This window comes from Arthrobacter sp. 10N44_2 (assembly GCF_056394385.1).
This window is the reverse complement of the sequence record NZ_JBFTHT010000009.1, coordinates 117,009-136,679: the sequence shown is the minus strand read 5'-3', so window position 1 is coordinate 136,679 and position 19,671 is coordinate 117,009. Positions and strand designations below refer to the sequence as shown.

Sequence of the window (19,671 nt, the reverse complement as noted above, 5' to 3'; positions counted from 1 at the left end):
CGGCCCAACACGCAGTGCCCCGTTAACAAACATTCCCCTCAAAGAAGCACTTCCATGAAAGGTCCACCATGAAGAAGACCCTCGGCGCCGTCGCTGCCGCTGCAGCCATCGCCATCTCCCTCTCCGCCTGCGGCGGGTCCGCCCCGGCATCCTCCGAAGCCAAGGGGGAGATCAACTACTGGCTCTGGGACGCCAACCAGCTCCCGGCCTACCAGCAGTGCGCCGACGATTTCACCAAGGCCAACCCGGATATCAAGGTCAAGATCACCCAGCGCGGCTGGGACGACTACTGGACCACCCTGACCAACGGCTTCATTGCCGGCACGGCGCCGGATGTCTTCACCGACCACCTCTCCAAGTACCCCGAGTACGCGGCGAAGAAGCAGCTCCTGGCCCTCGATGACGCCGTGGCCAAAGACGGCATCAAGCTGGACAGCTACACCAAGGGCCTGGCCGAGCTCTGGGTCGGCCAGGACGGGAAGCGCTACGGGCTGCCCAAGGACTGGGACACTGTAGGCCTCTTCTACAACAAGGCCATGACCGACTCCGCCGGTCTCACCGCCGAGCAGATGGCTACCCTGGACTGGAACCCGCAGGACGGCGGCAGCTACGAAAAAGCCATCGCCCACCTGACCGTGGACAAGCGCGGCAAGCGCGGCGACGAGGCCGGCTTCGACAAGGACAACGTGGCCGTCTACGGCCTCGGCCTGGAGTCCTCCGGCTCGGGCCAGGGCCAGACGCAGTGGAGCTTCCTCAGCGCCACGACCGGCTGGACCCACACCGACAAGAACCCCTGGGGCACCAAGTTCAACTACGACGACCCCAAGTTCCAGGAGACCATTGCCTGGTGGGCCGGCCTGGCGGACAAGGGCTACATGCCCAAGCTTGAAACCACGGTAGGCGCCAGCATGTCGGACAACTTCGGCGCCGGCAAGGCCGCCATCAACACCTCGGGCGACTGGCTGATCGGCCAGTACACCGGATACAAGGGTATCCAGACCGGCTTCGCACCCACCCCGACAGGGCCGGACGGCAAGCGTGCAAGCATGTTCAACGGCCTGGCCGACTCCATCTGGGCCGGCACCAAGAAGCCCGCAGCAGCCACCAAGTGGGTTGAATACCTCGCTTCCACCGCCTGCCAGGACGTCGTAGCTTCCAAGGCCGTCGTGTTCCCGGCTCTCACCAGCTCCTCCGAGAAGGCAGCCGAAGCGTTCAAGGCCAAGGGCACCGACGTCTCCGCCTTCACCACCCACGTCAAGGAAGGAACCACGTTCCTGTTCCCGATCGCGGACAAGGCGGCCAAGGTGGACGGCATCATGAAGCCGGCTATGGACGCCGTCCTCTCCGGCAAGCAGCCGGCCAGCTCCCTCTCGCAGGCCAACGAGCAGGTCAACTCACTTTTCAACAAGTAAGCCTGTTCAACAAGTAAGCCCCTGAAGCCACAGCCGCCCGCAACGGCGGCGCCCGGTGCGCGGGGTCCCCAACCCGGGATCCCGCGCACCAGCACCTGACTTCCGCACTACTGAAAGCGAATCCCCATGCACCCCGTGCACCTGCGTTCTGCCGGCACCAGCGTCCTGCTGGCCTTCGACTCCGGCGAGGCCGAGATCGTCCATTGGGGCGCCGACCTCGGGGAGAACCTCCCCGATCTGGCGATCCTCCACGGGGCCGTCCAGCACTCCGCCCTCGACATCCCCGTCACCGCCGGACTGCTCCCTCAGGCCTCCTCCGGCTGGGCCGGGCGGCCGGGCCTGCGCGGGCACCGGAACGCCGCCGGCGGCCCCGGCCTGGACTTCTCGCCGGCCCTGCGGGTGGTTGCCGCCCAAGTGCAGGACGGCGGGCGCACGGTGGTGATCATCCACCGGGACTCCGAGGCCGGGCTGGAGGTCAGTTCCGAACTCACCCTGCACCCCGGCGGCCTCCTGGAGCTGGCTCACACGCTGACCAACAGCGGCACTGCCGAATACCAGCTCGACGAACTCGCCACGGTGCTGCCGGTGCCGCGGGACGCCACGGAACTGCTCGACCTCACCGGACGCTGGTGCCGCGAAAACCACCCGCAGCGGCACGCCGTCCAGCAGGGCACCTGGGTCCGCACCGGCCGGCACGGCCGGACCGGCCACGACTCGTCCCTGCTGGTGGCAGCCGGGACCGCCGGCTTCGCCAACCGCACAGGCCAGGTCTGGGCCACGCACCTGGGCTGGAGCGGCAACCACGAGCAGTACCTCGACAGCCTCGCGGACGGCCGGCGCATGCTCGGTGCCGCCGAGCTGCTCGGCTCCGCCGAAGTGGTGCTGCGCCCCGGCGGCAGCTACCGGACGCCGTCGCTCTATGCCGCCTACTCCGGCCGCGGCCTGGACGGCATCACCGAGGCCTTCTACCACTGGTTCCGTGCCCGGCCGCAGCATGTGGACACCACCTCCGGCCGGGTCCGCCCGGTGGTGCTGAACACCTGGGAGGCCGTCTACTTCGACCACCGCCTCGAGCCCCTGCTCGAACTCGCCGAAGCGGCCGCCGGCCTCGGCGTGGAACGCTTCGTCCTCGACGACGGCTGGTTCCGCGGCCGCCGCGATGATCACGCGGGCCTTGGCGACTGGTACGTCGACGAGGGCATGTGGCCCGAGGGCCTGACTCCGCTGATCGACGCGGTCACCGGCCACGGCATGGAGTTTGGGCTGTGGGTGGAGCCGGAGATGGTCAACCTGGACTCCGACGTCGCCCGCGAGCACCCGGACTGGATCGTGGGCCCGTCGCTGCTTTCCCACAAGGACGGCGGCCGGCTTCCGCACGCCTGGCGCCATCAGCACGTCCTGGACCTCGCCAACCCGGAGGCCTGGCAGTACATCTACGGCCGCCTCGATGCCCTGTTGCGCGAGAACAACATCGCCTACCTCAAATGGGACCAGAACCGCGACCTCACCGAGCACGGCCGCGGCGGCCGGCCGTCCGTCCATGAGCAGACGCTGGCCGCGTATCGTCTCTTCGACGCGCTCAAGTCAGCCCACCCGGACGTGGAGATTGAAAGCTGCTCCTCCGGCGGGGCCCGCGTGGACCTCGGCATCCTGCAGCGCACCGACCGGGTGTGGGCCTCGGACTGCAACGATGCCCTGGAGCGCCAGACCATCCAGCGCTGGACCCAGGCCGTCCTCCCCCCCGAACTCGTCGGATCACATATCGGCCCCACCACCTCGCACACCACGGCCCGCACCCACGACATCTCCTTCCGCGCCATCACGGCCCTCTTTGGCCATTTCGGCATGGAGTGGGACATCCGCGCAGCCACGGACGAGGAACGGGCCACGCTGCGCCGCGCCATCGCGCTCTACAAGCGCCACCGCGCACTGCTCCACTCCGGCAAGCGCGTCAACGCGGACACCGCCGAGCCCACCCTGAGCGTCCACGGTGTAGTTGCGCACGACGCCGGCGAGGCCCTGTTCGCCGCCGTGTCCCTGGCCTCCGCCCCGGCTGAGGTCCCCGGACTGGCCTCACTGCCGGGCCTTGACCCGAAGCGGAACTACCGCGTCCGGGCCGAACTGCCTACCCTTCTCGACGGCGACTACGCGCACACCTTCACCCAGATCCGGCCGCCGGCCTGGCTGGAAGACGGGGCCGTTGCCACCGGCGCCTTCCTGCAGCACGTCGGCCTGCCCCTGCCGGTCCTGAACCCGGAGCACGCCCTGCTCCTCCACGTCCAGGCCCTCTGACTGTCCGGTCCCGCCCCCTGCTTCCGGGTCGGGCACCGCACGTCCCCTCACTTTCGAAGGAACCCCATGACCAGCATCATCAGCCGCAGCGACGCCCCGGCGTCGGTGTCCGCGGTGACCAGTACGCGCCTCGCCGACGGGCGCGAACTCCTGTATTTCGACGACACTTCCCATCCCCTGCAGCGCCCGTCGAGGGACCGCCGCGCCCTTCCCGAGCGCGGACCGTCCGGGGAAATCCGGTTCGACGCGCTGACCGGGGAATGGGTGGCGGTCGCCGCACACCGGCAACACAGGACGCATCTTCCGCCGGCGGACGAGTGCCCGCTGTGCCCGAGCACCGACGCGCGGCCCTCGGAGATCCCGGCGGATTACGACGTCGCCGTGTTTGAAAACCGCTTCCCCTCGCTCGGTCCGGATCTCGCTGCCGCCCCGGCAGCGCCGGGCTGGGGTACCCGCGGGACCGCCGGCGGCCGGTGCGAGGTCGTAGCCTTCACGCCCGAGCACACCGGGACGTTCGCCGCCCTCAGCACCCGGCGGGTGCGCACCGTGATCGACGCCTGGGCGCACCGCACCGAGGCCCTGAGCGCGCTGCCCGGCGTGGCTCAGGTGTTCTGTTTCGAGAACCGCGGCCAGGACATCGGCGTGACACTGCACCATCCGCACGGCCAGATCTACGCCTACCCCTACGTCACGCCGAGGACCGCGGTGATGGCCGCGGCCGCCCGGCAGTTCCATGAGGCGGCGGGCGGGACGGCCACCCTGACCGGGGCGATTTTGGCGAGCGAACGTGCCGACGGCGCCCGGATGGTGCTCGAGGGCGAATTTTTCAGCGCCTACGTGCCGTTCGCGGCGCGCTGGCCGCTGGAAATCCATCTGGTCCCGCACCGCCAGGTTCCGGACCTCGCAGCGCTGACCGGCGCCGAGCGTGACGAGCTCGCCGTCCTGTATCCGGACCTGCTGGGCCGCCTCGACAGGCTCTACGGCAGCCCGACGCCGTATATCAGCGCCTGGCACCAGGCCCCCCTTGACCCGGTGCTGCGCCGGTCCGGGTACCTGCACCTGCAGCTCACCTCCCCCCGGCGGGCCGCGGACAAACTCAAGTTCCTGGCCGGCTCCGAGGCCGCCATGGGCGCCTTCATCAACGACACGACTCCCGAAGAGGTTGCGGCCCGGCTCCGGGACGCCAGGAAAGGAACGGCATGACCACCACCGACACCGCAGGAACGGCCCTGGCGGACGCGGTGACCCGCGCCTTTGCCGGCCACTTCGGCCATGACGCCGACGGCGTGTGGCAGGCGCCGGGACGGGTCAACCTGATCGGCGAGCACACGGACTACAACGACGGCCTTGTCCTGCCGTTCGCCATCAACCGCACCACCACCGTGGCCGTGTCGGCCCGGGCGGACCGCACCGTGCGGCTGGCCTCGGCGTTCGCGGCCGCTGACCCGGTCGAATTCGATCTCGATACCTTCGCCCCGGACCAGGCGGCCGGCTGGTCCGCGTACCCCGCCGGAGTGGCGTGGGAGCTGGAACGTGCCGGCATCACGGTGCCGGGCTTTGACCTGTACGTGACCTCCGATGTCCCGGTCGGCGCCGGGCTGTCCTCCTCCGCCGCCCTGGAATGCGCCGTCGCGTTGGCCCTTTCCGACCTCACCGAAGCGGGCCTGGGCCGGACCGAACTGGCGGACATCGGGCGGCGGGCCGAAAACAACGTCGTCGGCGCCCCCACCGGGATCATGGATCAGTCCGCGTCGATGCTCGGCACCCGGGACTGCGCGGTCTACCTGGACTGCCGCGACCTCAGCTCCCGCCCGGTGCCGCTCGGCCTGGAGGAGTCCGGGCTTCTCTGCCTGGTGATCGACACCAAGGTCTCGCACGCCCATGCCACCGGCGGGTACGCCGAACGCCGGTCCTCCTGCGTCCGCGGCGCCCGGGCCCTGGGCGTCGGCGCCCTTCGCGACCTTGACGCCGCCGATCTGCCGCGGGCCGGGCGCGTCCTCGACGACGTGACGTTCCGCCGGGTCCGGCACATTGTCACCGAGAACGAACGGGTCGCCCGGACCGCGGAATGGCTCACGTCCCATGGGCCGCTGGCAATCGGAGACCTGCTGGACGCCAGCCACCGCTCCATGCGGGACGACTTCGAAATCTCCTGCCCGGAACTGAACCTGGCCGTTGACACCGCACGCGCCAACGGGGCCATCGGGGCCCGGATGACCGGCGGCGGGTTCGGCGGCTCCGCCATCGCCCTGGTTCCAGTGGACGACGCCGATGAGGTCCGGTCCGCGGTCCTGGCCGGCTTCGCCGCCCGCGGGCTGCAGGCACCCGATGTCTTCGCCGTCCTGCCGGCAGAGGGGGCGCGCCGGCTGTGATCAGGCCGCCGGCCGGGTGGTCAGCGCCCGAAGCCGGCGGAGCGCAGTCCTCTGCTGGGTCCCGGCCATCAGTACTTCCTCAGATCCAGCGGATCCTGGCCGTACCAGCGCTTGCGCAGCAGGGCGGTGGCGGCTCCCAGAACACACCTCAGTTCCTCCGTGCTGTTCGAGAGCGACCTCAGCACCAGCCCGGCCGTTCCCAGCACGGCGGCGGTGAGCGAGATGCCGGTATGGGCGCCGAGCCCGGCCGTGATCTCGTGGAGTTCGTCGGCAAGGGCTTGGTCCACCCGCGGGTCCACCACGATCAGCGACCCCAGATGGCTGAAGCCCTCCATGAACGCCAGGCCCGTCACATCGCCCAGGGGCGGCCGGATGAGCACGTTGTCCAGGGCCAGCAGCCCGCCCGCCTCCCCGACGGACGCCTCCGACTCGACCCGGATCTCGGTCCGCAACCGCAGCTCCTCGTACCGGAACGAGGCCCCGTCCGGCGACCACCCCGGGGTCACAATTTCGGCCATGATGAGGCTCGACGACGGCCGCACCGTCACGTGCGTATTCTGCCGGTAGCTGGCCTCCCGGTAGGCGATCACCTGATCCGGGGCGAGCTCCAGCCGGGCCCCCTCCCCGAGCCGCAGCCGCATCCGCTGTTCGGCAAAGGATCCCGGAGTCCGGTAGATCTTGGTGGCCGACTGCGTGGCGAGCAGCAGCTTAGCCTCATCGGCCACCTCCACGTCAATCACATACAGGTCAGCGCCCAGATAGGCACCGCCAGGATTGACGAGCACATAACAAACCTGCCCGCTGCCATCCAAGTAATGCGGCCGCAAAACCCTCAAAGCCCCCCGATGGAACTGATGCGTGGCAACAGAACGTCCGTCCCGATTTTCGACGACGAGTTCCAGCTCCCCCATCGGCGACTTAACCGCTGAGGCGGCGAGGCCGGATTTTGGGGCCGCGGCGTGGCGGGCACCGCGGGGGGCCCACTGCCGCGAGGGTCCCGACTCGAGCTTGCGAGAGTCGGGAGCGGCTGGGGACGGGCACGGCCCCAAATCCGGCGAAGCCGCCGGACTCCGCACAATCGCCGTCACGACGCCAGGTCGAGCATCAGGACGTCCCGCCGCACCCATTCGATGACGCGGTCCAGCCCTTCGTCGGTCTTGAGGTTCGTGAAGCAGAACGGCTTCTCGCCCCGGAATTCCTTGGAGTCCCGCTCCATGACGGCCAGGTCCGCGCCGACGTGGGGTGCGAGGTCGGTCTTGTTGATGATGAACAGATCGGACTTGATCATGCCCTGGCCGGCCTTGCGCGGGATCTTCTCACCCTGGGCCACGTCGATGATGTAGATGGAAAAGTCCACCAGTTCGGGGCTGAACGTTGCGGAGAGGTTGTCGCCGCCGGATTCCACGAAGATCACCTGCAGGTCAGGGTGCCGCTTCTTCAGCTCCTCGATGGCGGCCGTATTCATGGACGTGTCTTCGCGGATGGCGGTGTGCGGGCAGCCGCCGGTTTCGACGCCGATGATCCGGTCGATCGGCAGGATCCCGTTGGCGGCGAGAATCTTGGCGTCCTCGATTGTGTAGATGTCGTTGGTGATGGCCGCCATGGAGGTCTCCCGGCTCATATGACGGGTGAGCCGCTCCACGAGCTGGGTCTTGCCGGCACCCACCGGGCCGCCGATGCCGATTTTGACGGGCTCAGACATATTCTTCTCCAGACATATTTCGTGTGTAGCTCGGTTAACTCATGAACATGCGGGCGCGCTGGCGTTCGTGCCGCATTTGCGAAATTTCCAGCCCGGGGCTGACGGCCCCAAAGTCGTCAGGCGTGAGGTGACTGGAGCGCTCGGCGGCGGCAGCTACGCCGTCGGCCGCCTTCCGCAGGATCCGCTGGCCGGCGTTCTGCCCCAGGGGGATCGCCCGGACGGCGTTCTGCGTCAAGGACGTCACCGCGGCGAAAAGATAAGCGGCGAGGGCCTCCGGGAGCGGTACGTTCAGGGACCGTGCGACGACGGCGAACGCCAGCGGCTGATGCCCGGCGACACGGCCGGAACCCACCAGCTCCCGGTACTCCGCCAGATCTGCGGACGGAAAGATCTCGGCGCCGATCTCCAGCAGACGCCCGCCCATTTTGGTACTGGCCTCGCGCAACTGCCGGGGCAACAACTGGGCGGTCAACAACGCATCCAGTTCGGCAACCGGAACGTCCTCATAGAGGAACCGGATTGCCAGGGCGTCCGAGTACGTCAGCTGCTGTGAAATGAACGCCGCCAGCCACACCCCAAAGGACTCCTCGTCGTGCACCAGCCCGCGCTCCACATACGTCTCAAACCCCAGCGAGTGAGCAAACGCCCCGGTAGGCAGAGCAGAATCCGTCAGCTGCTGCAACGCCAACTGGTACTGGGTCACGACCGCCCCCGAATGCGCGAAGCTGGGAAGGGGGGTGCGGTGTGGTGGGCACCGCGAAGCGGGCACAGCCCCCTTCCCAGCGGAGCGCCCAGCGCGGCCGCGGCGAAACTAGTGCGAGTGTTCGGCATGGCGGAAGGGGACGGGCATCACGCGTTCCTGGCGGTTGTAGGGCGCTCCGACGTGTTTGAGATAGTCCTCCACGGTGTGGTCGTACTGGCAGACCATCACCTCCGCCATGTACTCCGAGGAAGCGTCGAAGAACTGGGCCTGCAGGTGCCGGTTGCCCAGGGAGTGGGCCACCACCCCCATCTCGTGGATGGAGCGCGGGGCGATCACCAGGACGTCGGTGGGCAGGACCGACACCACGATCATGTTGGTGCCGGCCACGTGCAGGATGTCGCCGTCGCGCAGGTCCCCGGAACCGGCGGGGAGGCGGATGCCGAGTTCCTTCCCGTGGTCGGTGGTGACGCGCTGGATGCGTTTGACCAGCTGGGCGCTGGGCAGCACCACCTTCTCGCGGTGGAGCCCAAGGTAGGGGTCCGGACCGGGAGGGAGGTCGTGGGTGTTGCCGAGGACCTTTTCGATGATCATGGTGGTCTCCTCTGGAAGCCTAGAAAAGGAAGTAGCGCTGCGCCATGGGCAGCACGTCTGAGGGCTCGCAGGTGACGTCCTCGCCGTCGACGCTCACCTGATACGTTTCCGGGTCCACCTCGATATCAGGGGTGGCGCCGTTGTACTTGAGGTCCGCCTTGGTGAGGTTCCTGATTCCGGACACCGGCCGGATGACCTTCTCCAGTCCGAGCTCCGCCGGGATCCCGGCCTCGATGGCGGCCTGGGAGAGGAAGGTGATGGAGGACTGCTGCAGCGCCTTGCCATAGGCGCCGAACATCGGCCGCATGGTGCGCGGTTGCGGGGTGGGAATGGAGGCGTTGGCGTCACCCATGAGGGCGTAGGCGATCTGGCCGCCCTTGAGCACAAGGTCCGGCTTCACTCCGAAGAACGCGGGGTCCCAGAGCACAAGGTCGGCGAACTTGCCGACCTCCACGGAGCCGATGGAATCGGCCATGCCCTGCGCGATAGCCGGGTTGATGGTGTATTTCGCCACGTAGCGCTTCAGGCGGAAGTTGTCGCTCTCCGCGCCCAGGCCTGACGCGGCCCCGTGGCTGCCGCCGGCAGGATCCTTCAGGACGCCGCGCTGTTTCTTCATCTTGTCCGCCACCTGCCAGGTGCGGATGACCACCTCGCCCACCCGGCCCATGGCCTGGGAGTCCGAGGACGTGATCGCGAAGATGCCCAGGTCCTGCAGGACGTCCTCGGCGGCGATGGTCTCGGCGCGGATGCGGGAGTCCGCGAATGCCACGTCCTCCGGGATGTCCGGGCTCAGGTGGTGGCAGACCATGAGCATGTCCAGGTGCTCTTCGATGGTGTTGCGCGTGTACGGCAGGGTGGGGTTGGTGGACGCCGGCAGGACGTTGGGCAGCCCGGCGATCTTGATGATGTCCGGGGCGTGGCCGCCGCCGGCGCCTTCGGTGTGGAAGGTGTGGATCACGCGGCCGTCGATGGCCCGGATGGTGTCCTCCACGAAGCCGCACTCGTTCAGGGTGTCGGTGTGGATGGCCACCTGGACGTCGTACTGGTCCGCTACCTGCAGTGACGTGTCGATCGAGGACGTGGTGGAGCCCCAGTCCTCATGGACTTTCAGCCCGATCGCGCCGGCGCGGATCTGCTCGGCCAGGGGTTCGACGGCGGACGCGTGGCCCTTGCCGAACAGGCCGATGTTGATGGGCAGCCCTTCGGCGGCCTGCAGCATCCGCTGGATGTGCCATTTTCCGGGGGTGACGGTGGTGGCCTTGGTGCCTTCGGCGGGGCCGGTGCCGCCGCCGATCATCGTCGTCACGCCGCTGCACAGGGCGGCGGGGACCTGGTCCGGGGAGATGAAGTGGATGTGCGAGTCCACCCCGCCGGCGGTCAGGATTTTCCGTTCACCCGCAATGATCTCGGTGCTCGCGCCGATCACGATGTCCACGCCGTCGGTGATCTGCGGGTTGCCGGCCTTGCCGATCCGGAAGATGTGGCCGTCCCGGAGCGCTACGTCGGCCTTGTAGATGCCGGTGTAGTCCAGCACCACGACGTTGGTGATCACGGTGTCCGGGACTCCGCCGCCGGAACCAATACCGCCGGAACCAATACCTCCGGAACCGTCACCGTCCCGGGTCACCTGGCCGTTCTGGCCCATGCCGTCGCGGATCACCTTGCCGCCGCCGAACACCACTTCCTCGCCGTAAACGGTAAAGTCCTTCTCAATCTCAAGAAACAGATCCGTGTCGGCCAGGCGGATGGCGTCGCCCGTCGTCGGGCCGTAGAGGTCCGCATACTGCCTGCGGGATAGCTCGAAACTCACTGTGCGTCACCTTCCCATTCGGAAACAGGGAGTCCGCTCTTGCGGAGTGCGCCGTTGACGGCGTTGCTGAGGCCGTACACTTCCCGTCTGCCCGCGAGCTCGATCAGCCGGACGGTCCTGCTGTCCCCGGGTTCGAACCGCGCGGCCGTGCCGGCCGGGATATCCAGCCGGCGGCCATAGGCGGCCGCCCGGTCAAACTGCAGCGCGGAGTTGGCTTCGGCAAAGTGATAGTGCGAGCCCACCTGGACGGGCCGGTCTCCGGTGTTGGTGACCGCGACGTCCACCGCCTCACGGCCGGCGTTGATGACCAGCGGCGCGGAACTGAGCACGTATTCTCCCGGAATCATCGAAGCTCCTAACGGATCGGGTCGTGGACGGTGACGAGCTTGGTGCCGTCCGGGAAGGTTGCTTCGATCTGGACGTCGTGGATCATTTCCGGCACGCCCTCCATCACGTCGTCGCGGCCAAGGATGGTGGTTCCGTAGCTCATGAGCTCCGGAACGGTCCGGCCGTCCCGGGCGCCCTCGATCAGTTCGTAGCTGATCACCGCGACGGCCTCGGGGAAGTTCAGCTTCAGTCCGCGCGCCTGGCGGCGGCGGGCGAGATCCGCCGCGACCACGATCATGAGCTTTTCCTGCTCACGGGGCAAGAGGTGCATGACGGTATCCCTTCAAGAACCAGCCGACTGGCGGACCGCAGAAGCCGCGGTGTGACCAGAGTAGGCCGCGGAGATTTCCTGCAGGTTTCCGGGACCCGTCAGCATCTCAGGAGCTAACCCCTGACAGCCCTATCCGGTGATCCGCCAGTGCGCCTGGAATTCGGGGTGGTCCGCATACGGCAGCGCCAGGGTGTGCAGGGAGAGCGTGGTCCATTCGATGACGTCCGGCACCCATCCGGCCTCGGCGGGTTCCTGGCTGACCAACATGGCCAGCACGGACTGGCGTGCGGATTCAATGATGCCGATGAGCTGGCGCTTGGCCTCGCACTCACGGAGCAGGCGGCGTTCATACCACTCGCCGGAGACGGCAAGCGTGGGGTCGCCGAGCAGCTTTAGGGCGACGGCTTCGTCTTCTCTAATGCGCGCGGTCAGGAACTCGACGATGTCCACTCACCGAGCCTATGCGCGCCGGTGCCCACACGGCTACGGCCTGGCGTTTGCCCTTTTTCCTCAGGCCGGCACAAGCCGCGCTTGTTAGGGTGGGTGGATGAAACGACGTCTCGCCGCCCTTGCCGCTGCCGCCTTCTTGATCGGACTTACCGGCTGTGGGCAAGTGCAGGACGCTACCGAAAAGGCCGTCAACGACGGGGCGTCACGGGCTGCGACGGCGGCCGGCAATGAAGTGAAGAAGCAGGCCTGCGCCATCGTGAAGAACGGCCTGGTCAGCGCCAAGGACAAGGAACTGCTGGGCGGTCTTGTCACCAGCGCGGAAGCCGCGGGTGCACCCGCTGAGATCACCACCCCGCTGCGCCAGATCGCCGACTCCGGCGACCAGGTTCCGGCCGAATCCGTCAAGGCCCTTCAGGACGCCTGCGCCAAGTAGCGGGCGGCACCCCTGGCGTGTGGAGTTCGGCGCCTCGTGGCGGCGTTCCGTGATCGCCCGGTCTCTGAATGAGGAGGGTGAGGGGCCAGTGCGCCTGACTTCAGTCATTGCCTCTCTGCGTGTCCTTTGGGAGGCAGGGCGCGCTTCAGCTCGGCAATACGCAGCCGGAGAAAGACGATCACGAGGATCAGAACGTACAGTGCCAAGCCGATCAGCACGGCAGTGAAGATCAGATAGAGGACGTACGAGACGCCAAAGACTTCGATGTTGTTCACTGATTACCCCCAATAGTTGTGTCTTCGCGGTAGCCTACGTGGCTAGCCAGGCCAACTTGAGATTTGCGTCCAAGCGAACTCTGGACAAGGTCTTGCTGGGTGTGTCCCTATTGAAGGGCCGAGCGCGAGGCCGGCGGGGCTTACCAAATCGACCGTGAGTTCCAGCCCGGTCCCGCGTTTTCAGGCACATCCACCATCCGCGCGAACTTTGGGGGCACGTTTGAAACTCTTGCTTACGTCAGGCGGCGTGACGAACCCGAGCATCCACTCGGCGCTCGTGCAGCTTCTCAACAAGCCGATCGCCCAGTGCCACGCCCTGGTCGTCCCGACAGCGCAGTGGGGTCACCCGATGTGCGGACCGGCATCGGTGCGGGGCCTCCTGGCCGCCGAGCCCGGCTCCCGTCACTTGTCCGGCCTGGGCTGGGCGACGCTCGGCGTTCTTGAGCTCACCGCGCTGCCCACCATCGGCGCGGAGCGATGGGTCCCCTGGCTTCGGGAGGCCGACGTGCTCCTGGTCGACGGCGGCGACGCGACGTACCTGTGCCATTGGATGCGTGAGTCCGGGCTGGCCGACCTGCTGCCGTCGCTGCCGGACACGGTGTGGGTGGGAGTGAGTGCCGGGAGCATGGTGATGACGCCCCGGATCGGGAAGTACTTCGTCGAGTGGCCGTCCGCGCCGGACGACCGCACCTTGGGGGTGGTGGACTTTTCGATCTTCCCGCACTTGAACGCTTTCCCGACCAACACTCTGGCCCACGCAGAGCGGTGGGCCGCCGACCTCGGCGGCCCGGCCTATGCCATCGACGAGCAGACAGCTATCAAGGTCGTCGACGGCTCCGTCGTGGTGGTTTCCGAAGGAGAATGGACGAAGTTCGGGTGATAGCAAACCGCCGGAGTGACCCGTTCGAGGAGCCTTCACCGGGCAGCTCAGTTGAAACGCGGACCGAAGGCTATGGCAACCAGATCATGGGCAGTTACGGTGGCTCCATGAGGGACAGGATGCTGCCGATCATGTGCGGGACGGCAGAGTTCAATGACGCCCTCGACCACGACAAGACGGAAGGCTGGCGCCGTGCGAAAACTGATCTACGGCATGAATCTGACCCTGGACGGCTACATCGCCGCGGCTGGCGACGACATCAGCTGGGGCGGGCCGAGCGACGAACTGTTCCAGTGGTGGCTCGACCAGGAGCGGGCTAGCAGCCTGTCGCTGTACGGCCGCAAGCTCTGGGAGACCATGAGCTCCTACTGGCCGACCGGCGACCAGCAGCCCGACGCCACCGCGGCGGAGATCGAGTTCGCAAGAAACTGGCGGGACACACCGAAGGTGGTGTTCTCCTCGACGATCGACAAGGTCGACTGGAACACCCGCCTGGTCACCGGCGACGCGATCGCCGAGATCACCCGGCTCAAGGCCGGGGACGGCGGCCCGATGAGCGTCGGCGGCGCATCGCTCGCCGGGGCGGCCATGCGGGCCGGGCTGATCGACGAGTACGTGCTGGTCACCCATCCGGTCGTGGTGGGCGGCGGCACTCCGTTCTTCACCGCGCTGGACAGTTGGGTGAACCTGGACCTGGTGGAGACGCGGACGTTTCCCGGCGGCGTGGTCCTGACCAGGTACGAGGCGAGGCGCTGAGCACGCTTCCTCCGGGCGGTCGAGGAAGGACTCCACACCAGCGTCTGCCAATCGACGGGCAGTAGATAGTCCGGAATGTCATCGGTGGGTTCAACCTTGAGTGGTCACTGAGACAACCGTTCCTGGTTTCGGTGCGTCGTCGTCTGCCGGGCATTCTCCACAACATAGACCTTCCCGTCGGGCGCTTTTTTGTGGGACTCCGTGGTGTAGAAGCGGATCTCGTGTCCGTCCGGGTCCGAGAGACCGGGCAGAATCCACCCCAGAGAAGCGACCTGGACGCCAGCATGGGCGTCCCCCAACTGCGTCAGCCGCGCGGAGAGCTGGTCAATTGCCGCCTTGGTCGGAACGCCTATGGAGAAGTAATCGAATCCGGAAGAGGCCGCCGCTTTGCCGGGGTCCAGCCGCAGGGCCAGTCTCGGTCCGCCATCCGGGTGATTAAGAGCAAGGCCCATGACTTTGCCATCTTCGCGGAACTCCATCGCAACGGCATAACCAAGCCGGCTCTGGTACCACTCGCGGCTGCGGTCGAGATCACTGACCGGGAGTTTGAGGTGGTGCACGCCATCGAACTGGGGAACCTGAGTGTCCACGGCAAATCCTTTGATCGCGGGGTCGTGTTCCAACGATAGGTCCGAATCATCTGCGGGAGGCCGCAATCGTGGCGCCCCTCGTAGTAAGGCCTAGCGTTTCCCCTTTTTCCGGGATCCCTTGCCGCGGCCCTTGTCCGGGTTGGGTGCGTAACGCTGCGCCACCTTGGGCTTCTTGGCGGCTCCGGTGCCGCGCCGGTCCGGCTTGGGCTCGCGTTTGGGTTTCTCCTGCTGCGCCGAGGGCTGGCGGGAGCTCGCGGCGGTGCGTCCGCGGACAATACCGATGAATTCCTCGATGACCTCGTCCGTGGCGTCGCTCGGCCAGGCCAGGGCGATCTCCGTGCCGGGCGCCCCCGTGAGTTTCCGCGCCACGGTGTCCTTGACGTTGAAGTGCCGGGCCACGGACATCGGCAGGATCACCAGCCCGGCACCGGACGCCACCACCTGCAGCGCCATCGCGGGTCCGCCGAGCTCCTGCACATCGAGAAACGTCTCGGCAGACAGGTCCGCCAGGTCCACTTCTTCAAACAAGGAGACCTCGTGCCCCTTCGGTGCCACCACCACCGGCTGCTCCTCGTAGAGCGGGATCACGCTGAGGCCCTCGCGTTCCACCGGGAGCCGGACGAAACTCAGGTCCGCGGAACCGTCGCGGAGCACGGACAGTTGCGCGCCGTCGTCGGACATAAAGGAGTGCAGCGGAACATCGGGCATCCGTTCCTCCCAGCGGCGGATCCATTTGCCCGGTGTCACACCGGCCACGTACGCGAAGCGCAGCTCCCGCCCGACTGCGACGGCTGGGACGACGGCGGTTTCGTCGGGGGTCTGGGATGGTTCTTCTGCTGCGGACACATGTTCACAGTACCGCCCGGGGTGGCGCGGGGGTCCGCCTCGATGGCGGCACCGTGCTGATCCGGCGCTGGTTTGGTACTGGGTTGGTGCTGGGTTGGTGCCCTGCGGGCGTGCCGGCAGATACCCTTGGACTATGACCTCTGCAAACTCCCAGTCCATGAAACCGGCCACCGTTGCCAAGAAGCTTGGCATCTACCTGCCGGCGACACCCCAGGAGTTCCAGGATTCAACCATCACCCGCGCTGATTTTGCCGATCTCCAGGCCAACCCGCCCGAGTGGCTCGCGGAACTGCGCCGCAACGGCCCGCACCCGCGCCCCGTGGTCGCGCAGAAGCTCAACGTCTCCATCGCCGGCCTGGCCCGCGGTGGTGTTGAGGAAGCGCTGACGACGGCGGAAATCACCGCACTGCTTCAGGCTCCCCCGGCCTGGCTGGTGGCCGAGCGCGCCACCCACGCCGCCGTCCGCGCCGAGGCCCAGCGGGTCAAGGACGAGGCCGCCAAGAAGGACGCCAAGAAAGCCCGCGCCAAGGCCGAATAGCGGCACGCGCTTTCTCCCGGCCCCTCTTTTCAAACCCGCGGACGCAGGACTACGCTCGCGGAATGGGTCGGGGCCGCCGGTCCGATCCCCTCCGCATCCCAATTCACCTGCCACCGGCGGCGTATCGGGAAGGAACAAGGCCATGGGCTTCAAGATCGGATATTTTGTCGGGAGCCTCTCGAGCAATTCCATCAACCGCACCTTGTCCAGGGCGCTGATCCGGCTTGCACCCGCGGAACTGGAGTTCACGGAGATCCCCATCAGGGATCTGCCGTTGTACAGCCCGGATTTTGATGCCGCTTTCCCACCCGTTGGGCGGGCCCTCAAAGATGCCATCTCGGCTTCCGACGGCGTACTGTTCGTCTCGCCCGAATACAACCGGTCCATCCCCGGAGCGCTCAAAAACGCCATCGACTGGGGATCCCGGCCCTGGGGCACGAACTCCTTCGCCCGCAAGCCCACCGGCATCATCGGCGCCTCCCCCGGCGGCATTGGGACGGCCGTGATGCAGTCCTCTTTCCGCAGCGTGCTGAGCTTCCTCGACGCGCCGCAGCTGAATGCTCCGGAGGCCTACATCCGCTTCGTCCCGGAGGCCTACGGCGAGGACGGTGAGGTCAAGGACGAGGCTACGGCCGGGTTGCTGCGCCACTATATGGAGGAGTATGCCTCCTTCGTGGCCCGGGTCCTGGCCGCCAATGCACCGGGCCATATCGGCGACGAGCACCCGGACAAGGACAAGACGAGCCGTTAGGCAGAGTCAGGGCGCGGTGGTCCGGCATCTAGTCCTGGTGCAGCTGCACGAAGTTCCCGCAGCCGTCATCCAACACCACACTGGTCCCGCCGGGCCCCTCGGACGGTTCCCCCTGGAACATCACGCCCTTGGCCGCCAGCCGGTCGTATTCGGCGCGCACGTCCGGCACGCCAAAGACGATCGCGGGAATCCCGGCGTCGTGCAGACCGTTCATGTAGGCCGCGCCGATCGGGTTGTCACTGGGTTCCAGCAGCAGTCCGGCGCCTCCGGCACCATCCGGATCCTTGATGATGAAGAGGTTGTGCTCCGGCATGGCCATCAGCGTTTCGAAGCCCAGCGTGCCGGTGTAGAACTCATGGGCCGAGGCTGGATCCTTGACGTGGATACTGCACATTTTCAGTCGCATGGCCCCTAGGCTACGCCGGGAGGCTCGGCGTAGGAACCGCGACGCGGCCTCCGCACCGGCCCTGGCGCCTGGGTTTGCGTCCGCGCTGGCGCCGGGCATTGCCCCGGCCCGGCAGGCATTGACGGCCCCGCCGCCAGGGATTCCAATGGAACTAGCGGAACAGCGCCCGCCCGGGACCGTTCCGGGGAGGTGTGCAATGACGCTTTCACTATCCGGCGCCCTCGCGGCCTGGCAGTTCCTGGCCCTCGCCATTCTGGTTGCCGGGGCAGCGTTCGCCTCGGTCTATTTCGCCCGCAAGCACCTGGCGGCCGACGACGGGCCTTCCGAAGGCGCGGACGGCGCGTTTTGGGACGCATTCGCCGGACTCGCCGTCATTGTGCCCGCCATCGTCCTGGCCTCTTCCACATGGCCCTGGGCCGGCCTGGCGCTCGGGATGCTGGCCGCGGGGGCTGCCCTGGCGGCCGTCGCTGCGGCACCCCGGCTGCTCCGCCGGCAGGAAGCCCGCCGGGCCAGCCGGGAAACCCGGCTCTTGAACGAGGCGGCCGCCGCACGGCACCGGAGCGCCCTCGCCCGATGGCAGCGGTACGAACTGGATCCGGGGTTCTCGATTGACTATCCCGCGATGAGCGATACCCGGCAACCAGAAACCGCGGCACTGATCCGGGCGATCAAGGCCGCCGAGGGCCTCGGCGGCCGTACGGACCGCGCCTGCACCGATGCCGCCTACGCCCCGGCCGTGGAACGGCTGGAACATGCCCTCGCTGCCGCCGAACGCGCGGCCGGCGTCAGCGCCGCCGGGCCGCCTGGCCCGGACCACGCGCACGGCTGATTCCCCGGAATTGCCGATCCGGCAGTTCGCGGCCACCTTGGAAAGGTTCCATCATGACTGACATCACGATCATCGGCAGCGGCAATATGGCACGGGCGATCGGAACCCGGGCTGTCGCCGCCGGGCGCTCCGTCCAGATCTTGGACCGGACGCCGGAGAATGCCGCCAAGCTCGCTGCTGAACTTGGCGGCACCACCAGCTCCGGCGGCCTGAGCGAGGTTCCCGAGGGAGACATCGTCGTCCTCGCGCTGTACTTCGGCCCGGCCAGGGAAGTTGCCACGCATTTCGGCGACACGCTCAGCGGCAAGACGGTGGTGGACATCAGCAATCCGATTGACACCGAAACCTTCGACTCGCTGGTGGTCGCCCCGGGGACGTCGGCGGCGGAGGAAATCGCCGAACTGCTCCCGGGCGCACGGGTGGTGAAAGCCTTCAACACCACCTTTGCCGGCCCGCTCGGGTCCGGGGCAGCCGGCGGCCAGCCGATGGATGTCTTCATCGCCTCGGACTCCGAAGAGGCCCGCAACGAGGTTGCGGTCTTCGCCGAAGCCGCCGGGCTGCGTCCGCTCCAGGTGGGCGGACTGCGTCACGCCCGAGAACTCGAGGGCTTCATGCTGCTGGTCATGGCGCTGCAGGCCAACCCCGCGTATCCAACCTTCAACTGGGGCACCGGCCTGAAAATCACCGACTAGGAACAGTCCGGTCCCGATCGGCCGTCATCGGCTCTGAGCGGTGATACAGAGCGGTGATATCGAGCGGCAATATCCACCGGTGAGACCGGGCGGTGGCCCGGGTTCGGCGCGCTACAGCTCGACCGTTCCGCTGTTGCCCACGCTCATCCGGCTGTTGGTCACCTTGGACTTGATCCACTGCAGCACGGTGGCCGCCGTGCCGCCCGGGCTGGTCCAGTACTCGGCGGAGTCCGAGTCGACGTGGAGCAGGACCACCTCAGGGGTGTCCGGCCCGTCCGGGAACCAGGCCTCCACCACCTGATTCCACATGTCGTGGATCAGTTGCCGGTCAGTGACCACTTCAGCGGTCCCGGCCACCGAAACCCACTCGGTGCGCTTGCCGAAGGAGACGTTCACCGCCGGGTTGGCGCGGATGTGGGCCACCTGAGAGGTGGTCGCCGACGTGAAAAACCACATGTCGCCGTCGTCTTTGACCTCCTGGACGGCCAGTGGCCGGCTGACGAGCGCGCCTGCTTCGTTGATGGTGGTGAACATTCCGATGTGCGAATCGTTGATGATGTCCGTGACCTTGCTGATGCTTTCGGCATCCGACATGCTCTCACCTCGTTCTGGTTCCAACGGAGGAAGGTCCCCCTCCGGACAGCCTATTGGTAAGTGTGCTTACTTTCCAATGGCTGCCGGCCGG

The 19,671-nt window shown here is 67.3% G+C and carries 24 protein-coding genes; 11 read left to right on the top strand and 13 right to left on the bottom strand.

What is annotated here, in order from left to right; genetic code table 11:
- The first annotated feature begins 68 nt into the window (after positions 1 to 68).
- The 4 genes from AC1DBX_RS11925 (at position 69) to galK (ending at position 6,076) form a co-directional block, all read left to right on the top strand.
- A complete protein-coding gene (locus AC1DBX_RS11925; protein WP_476859667.1) occupies positions 69 to 1,412 on the top strand; it encodes an ABC transporter substrate-binding protein in 1,344 nt (447 codons plus the stop codon).
- Between the two features lie 126 nt (positions 1,413 to 1,538).
- Positions 1,539 to 3,704: an alpha-galactosidase gene (locus AC1DBX_RS11920; RefSeq protein WP_476931811.1), complete on the top strand. Its 2,166-nt coding sequence runs from the start codon at positions 1,539 to 1,541 to the stop codon at positions 3,702 to 3,704.
- 66 nt (positions 3,705 to 3,770) lie between these two features.
- Complete coding sequence (gene galT / locus AC1DBX_RS11915) at positions 3,771 to 4,907, top strand: galactose-1-phosphate uridylyltransferase (protein WP_476931810.1); 1,137 nt, start codon at positions 3,771 to 3,773, stop codon at positions 4,905 to 4,907.
- Positions 4,904 to 6,076 carry a galactokinase gene (gene galK / locus AC1DBX_RS11910; protein ID WP_476931809.1) on the top strand — a complete coding sequence of 391 codons (1,173 nt, stop codon included), beginning with the start codon at positions 4,904 to 4,906 and terminating at the stop codon, positions 6,074 to 6,076. The genes galT and galK overlap by 4 nt, the downstream gene beginning before the upstream one ends.
- A 68-nt stretch (positions 6,077 to 6,144) precedes the next feature.
- Here the strand turns inward: galK and AC1DBX_RS11905 are convergent, their stop codons facing one another.
- The 8 genes from AC1DBX_RS11905 to AC1DBX_RS11870 form a co-directional block, all read right to left on the bottom strand.
- Positions 6,145 to 6,861 (bottom strand): urease accessory protein UreD, encoded by a 717-nt coding sequence (locus AC1DBX_RS11905; protein ID WP_476859663.1) that lies wholly within the window; start codon positions 6,859 to 6,861, stop codon positions 6,145 to 6,147.
- A gap of 299 nt (positions 6,862 to 7,160) precedes the next feature.
- Complete coding sequence (ureG, locus tag AC1DBX_RS11900) at positions 7,161 to 7,778, bottom strand: urease accessory protein UreG (protein WP_476931808.1); 618 nt, start codon at positions 7,776 to 7,778, stop codon at positions 7,161 to 7,163.
- Positions 7,779 to 7,812: 34 nt separating this feature from the next.
- Complete coding sequence (locus AC1DBX_RS11895; RefSeq protein ID WP_476931807.1) at positions 7,813 to 8,481, bottom strand: urease accessory protein UreF; 669 nt, start codon at positions 8,479 to 8,481, stop codon at positions 7,813 to 7,815.
- A gap of 108 nt (positions 8,482 to 8,589) precedes the next feature.
- Positions 8,590 to 9,072 carry an urease accessory protein UreE gene (gene ureE / locus AC1DBX_RS11890; RefSeq protein WP_476931806.1) on the bottom strand — a complete coding sequence of 161 codons (483 nt, stop codon included), beginning with the start codon at positions 9,070 to 9,072 and terminating at the stop codon, positions 8,590 to 8,592.
- Positions 9,073 to 9,091: 19 nt separating this feature from the next.
- Positions 9,092 to 10,882 carry an urease subunit alpha gene (gene ureC / locus AC1DBX_RS11885; protein ID WP_476931805.1) on the bottom strand — a complete coding sequence of 597 codons (1,791 nt, stop codon included), beginning with the start codon at positions 10,880 to 10,882 and terminating at the stop codon, positions 9,092 to 9,094.
- Entirely contained in the window at positions 10,879 to 11,229 is a 351-nt protein-coding gene (locus AC1DBX_RS11880) for an urease subunit beta (protein WP_476931804.1), read from the bottom strand. The genes ureC and AC1DBX_RS11880 overlap by 4 nt, the downstream gene beginning before the upstream one ends.
- Positions 11,230 to 11,237: 8 nt before the next feature.
- Positions 11,238 to 11,540, bottom strand: a complete 303-nt coding sequence (locus AC1DBX_RS11875; protein ID WP_079552648.1) for an urease subunit gamma — start codon at positions 11,538 to 11,540, stop codon at positions 11,238 to 11,240.
- A 129-nt stretch (positions 11,541 to 11,669) separates the two neighbouring features.
- Complete coding sequence (locus tag AC1DBX_RS11870; RefSeq protein WP_230010922.1) at positions 11,670 to 11,990, bottom strand: DUF6221 family protein; 321 nt, start codon at positions 11,988 to 11,990, stop codon at positions 11,670 to 11,672.
- A 97-nt stretch (positions 11,991 to 12,087) separates the two neighbouring features.
- On the opposite strand from AC1DBX_RS11870, the gene AC1DBX_RS11865 reads away from it, so the two are divergent.
- On the top strand, positions 12,088 to 12,423 hold the full coding sequence (locus AC1DBX_RS11865) for a hypothetical protein (RefSeq protein ID WP_230012656.1): 336 nt from the start codon (positions 12,088 to 12,090) through the stop codon (positions 12,421 to 12,423).
- A gap of 104 nt (positions 12,424 to 12,527) precedes the next feature.
- Here the strand turns inward: AC1DBX_RS11865 and AC1DBX_RS11860 are convergent, their stop codons facing one another.
- Positions 12,528 to 12,698, bottom strand: a complete 171-nt coding sequence (locus tag AC1DBX_RS11860; protein WP_476873863.1) for a hypothetical protein — start codon at positions 12,696 to 12,698, stop codon at positions 12,528 to 12,530.
- Between the two features lie 220 nt (positions 12,699 to 12,918).
- Here AC1DBX_RS11860 and AC1DBX_RS11855 point away from each other — a divergent pair, with 220 nt between their 5' ends.
- Both AC1DBX_RS11855 and AC1DBX_RS11850 read left to right on the top strand, forming a co-directional pair.
- Positions 12,919 to 13,578 (top strand): Type 1 glutamine amidotransferase-like domain-containing protein, encoded by a 660-nt coding sequence (locus AC1DBX_RS11855; protein WP_476931803.1) that lies wholly within the window; start codon positions 12,919 to 12,921, stop codon positions 13,576 to 13,578.
- A 192-nt stretch (positions 13,579 to 13,770) separates the two neighbouring features.
- Complete coding sequence (locus tag AC1DBX_RS11850) at positions 13,771 to 14,334, top strand: dihydrofolate reductase family protein (protein WP_476931802.1); 564 nt, start codon at positions 13,771 to 13,773, stop codon at positions 14,332 to 14,334.
- A 104-nt stretch (positions 14,335 to 14,438) separates the two neighbouring features.
- On the opposite strand, the gene AC1DBX_RS11845 is transcribed toward AC1DBX_RS11850, so the two are convergent.
- Both AC1DBX_RS11845 and AC1DBX_RS11840 read right to left on the bottom strand, forming a co-directional pair.
- Positions 14,439 to 14,924, bottom strand: a complete 486-nt coding sequence (locus tag AC1DBX_RS11845; protein ID WP_476931801.1) for a VOC family protein — start codon at positions 14,922 to 14,924, stop codon at positions 14,439 to 14,441.
- 90 nt (positions 14,925 to 15,014) lie between these two features.
- A complete protein-coding gene (locus AC1DBX_RS11840) occupies positions 15,015 to 15,770 on the bottom strand; it encodes a LysR family substrate-binding domain-containing protein (RefSeq protein WP_026538047.1) in 756 nt (251 codons plus the stop codon).
- A gap of 133 nt (positions 15,771 to 15,903) precedes the next feature.
- Between AC1DBX_RS11840 and AC1DBX_RS11835 the strand changes: the two genes are divergently transcribed.
- Together AC1DBX_RS11835 and AC1DBX_RS11830 are read left to right on the top strand one after the other, a co-directional pair.
- Complete coding sequence (locus AC1DBX_RS11835; protein ID WP_018775636.1) at positions 15,904 to 16,308, top strand: DUF5997 family protein; 405 nt, start codon at positions 15,904 to 15,906, stop codon at positions 16,306 to 16,308.
- Between the two features lie 142 nt (positions 16,309 to 16,450).
- Positions 16,451 to 17,059, top strand: a complete 609-nt coding sequence (locus tag AC1DBX_RS11830) for an NADPH-dependent FMN reductase (protein ID WP_476931800.1) — start codon at positions 16,451 to 16,453, stop codon at positions 17,057 to 17,059.
- A gap of 28 nt (positions 17,060 to 17,087) precedes the next feature.
- Here the strand turns inward: AC1DBX_RS11830 and AC1DBX_RS11825 are convergent, their stop codons facing one another.
- On the bottom strand, positions 17,088 to 17,465 hold the full coding sequence (locus AC1DBX_RS11825; RefSeq protein WP_223914848.1) for a VOC family protein: 378 nt from the start codon (positions 17,463 to 17,465) through the stop codon (positions 17,088 to 17,090).
- 196 nt (positions 17,466 to 17,661) lie between these two features.
- Between AC1DBX_RS11825 and AC1DBX_RS11820 the strand changes: the two genes are divergently transcribed.
- Both AC1DBX_RS11820 and AC1DBX_RS11815 read left to right on the top strand, forming a co-directional pair.
- The gene (locus AC1DBX_RS11820; protein WP_230008241.1) at positions 17,662 to 18,294 is read left to right on the top strand and encodes a hypothetical protein; all 633 of its coding nucleotides are present in this window, start codon (positions 17,662 to 17,664) and stop codon (positions 18,292 to 18,294) included.
- Between the two features lie 53 nt (positions 18,295 to 18,347).
- Positions 18,348 to 18,986, top strand: a complete 639-nt coding sequence (locus AC1DBX_RS11815; protein ID WP_476931799.1) for an NADPH-dependent F420 reductase — start codon at positions 18,348 to 18,350, stop codon at positions 18,984 to 18,986.
- Between the two features lie 111 nt (positions 18,987 to 19,097).
- On the opposite strand, the gene AC1DBX_RS11810 is transcribed toward AC1DBX_RS11815, so the two are convergent.
- Positions 19,098 to 19,580: a pyridoxamine 5'-phosphate oxidase family protein gene (locus tag AC1DBX_RS11810; protein WP_230008243.1), complete on the bottom strand. Its 483-nt coding sequence runs from the start codon at positions 19,578 to 19,580 to the stop codon at positions 19,098 to 19,100.
- Between the last annotated feature and the right edge of the window lie 91 nt (positions 19,581 to 19,671).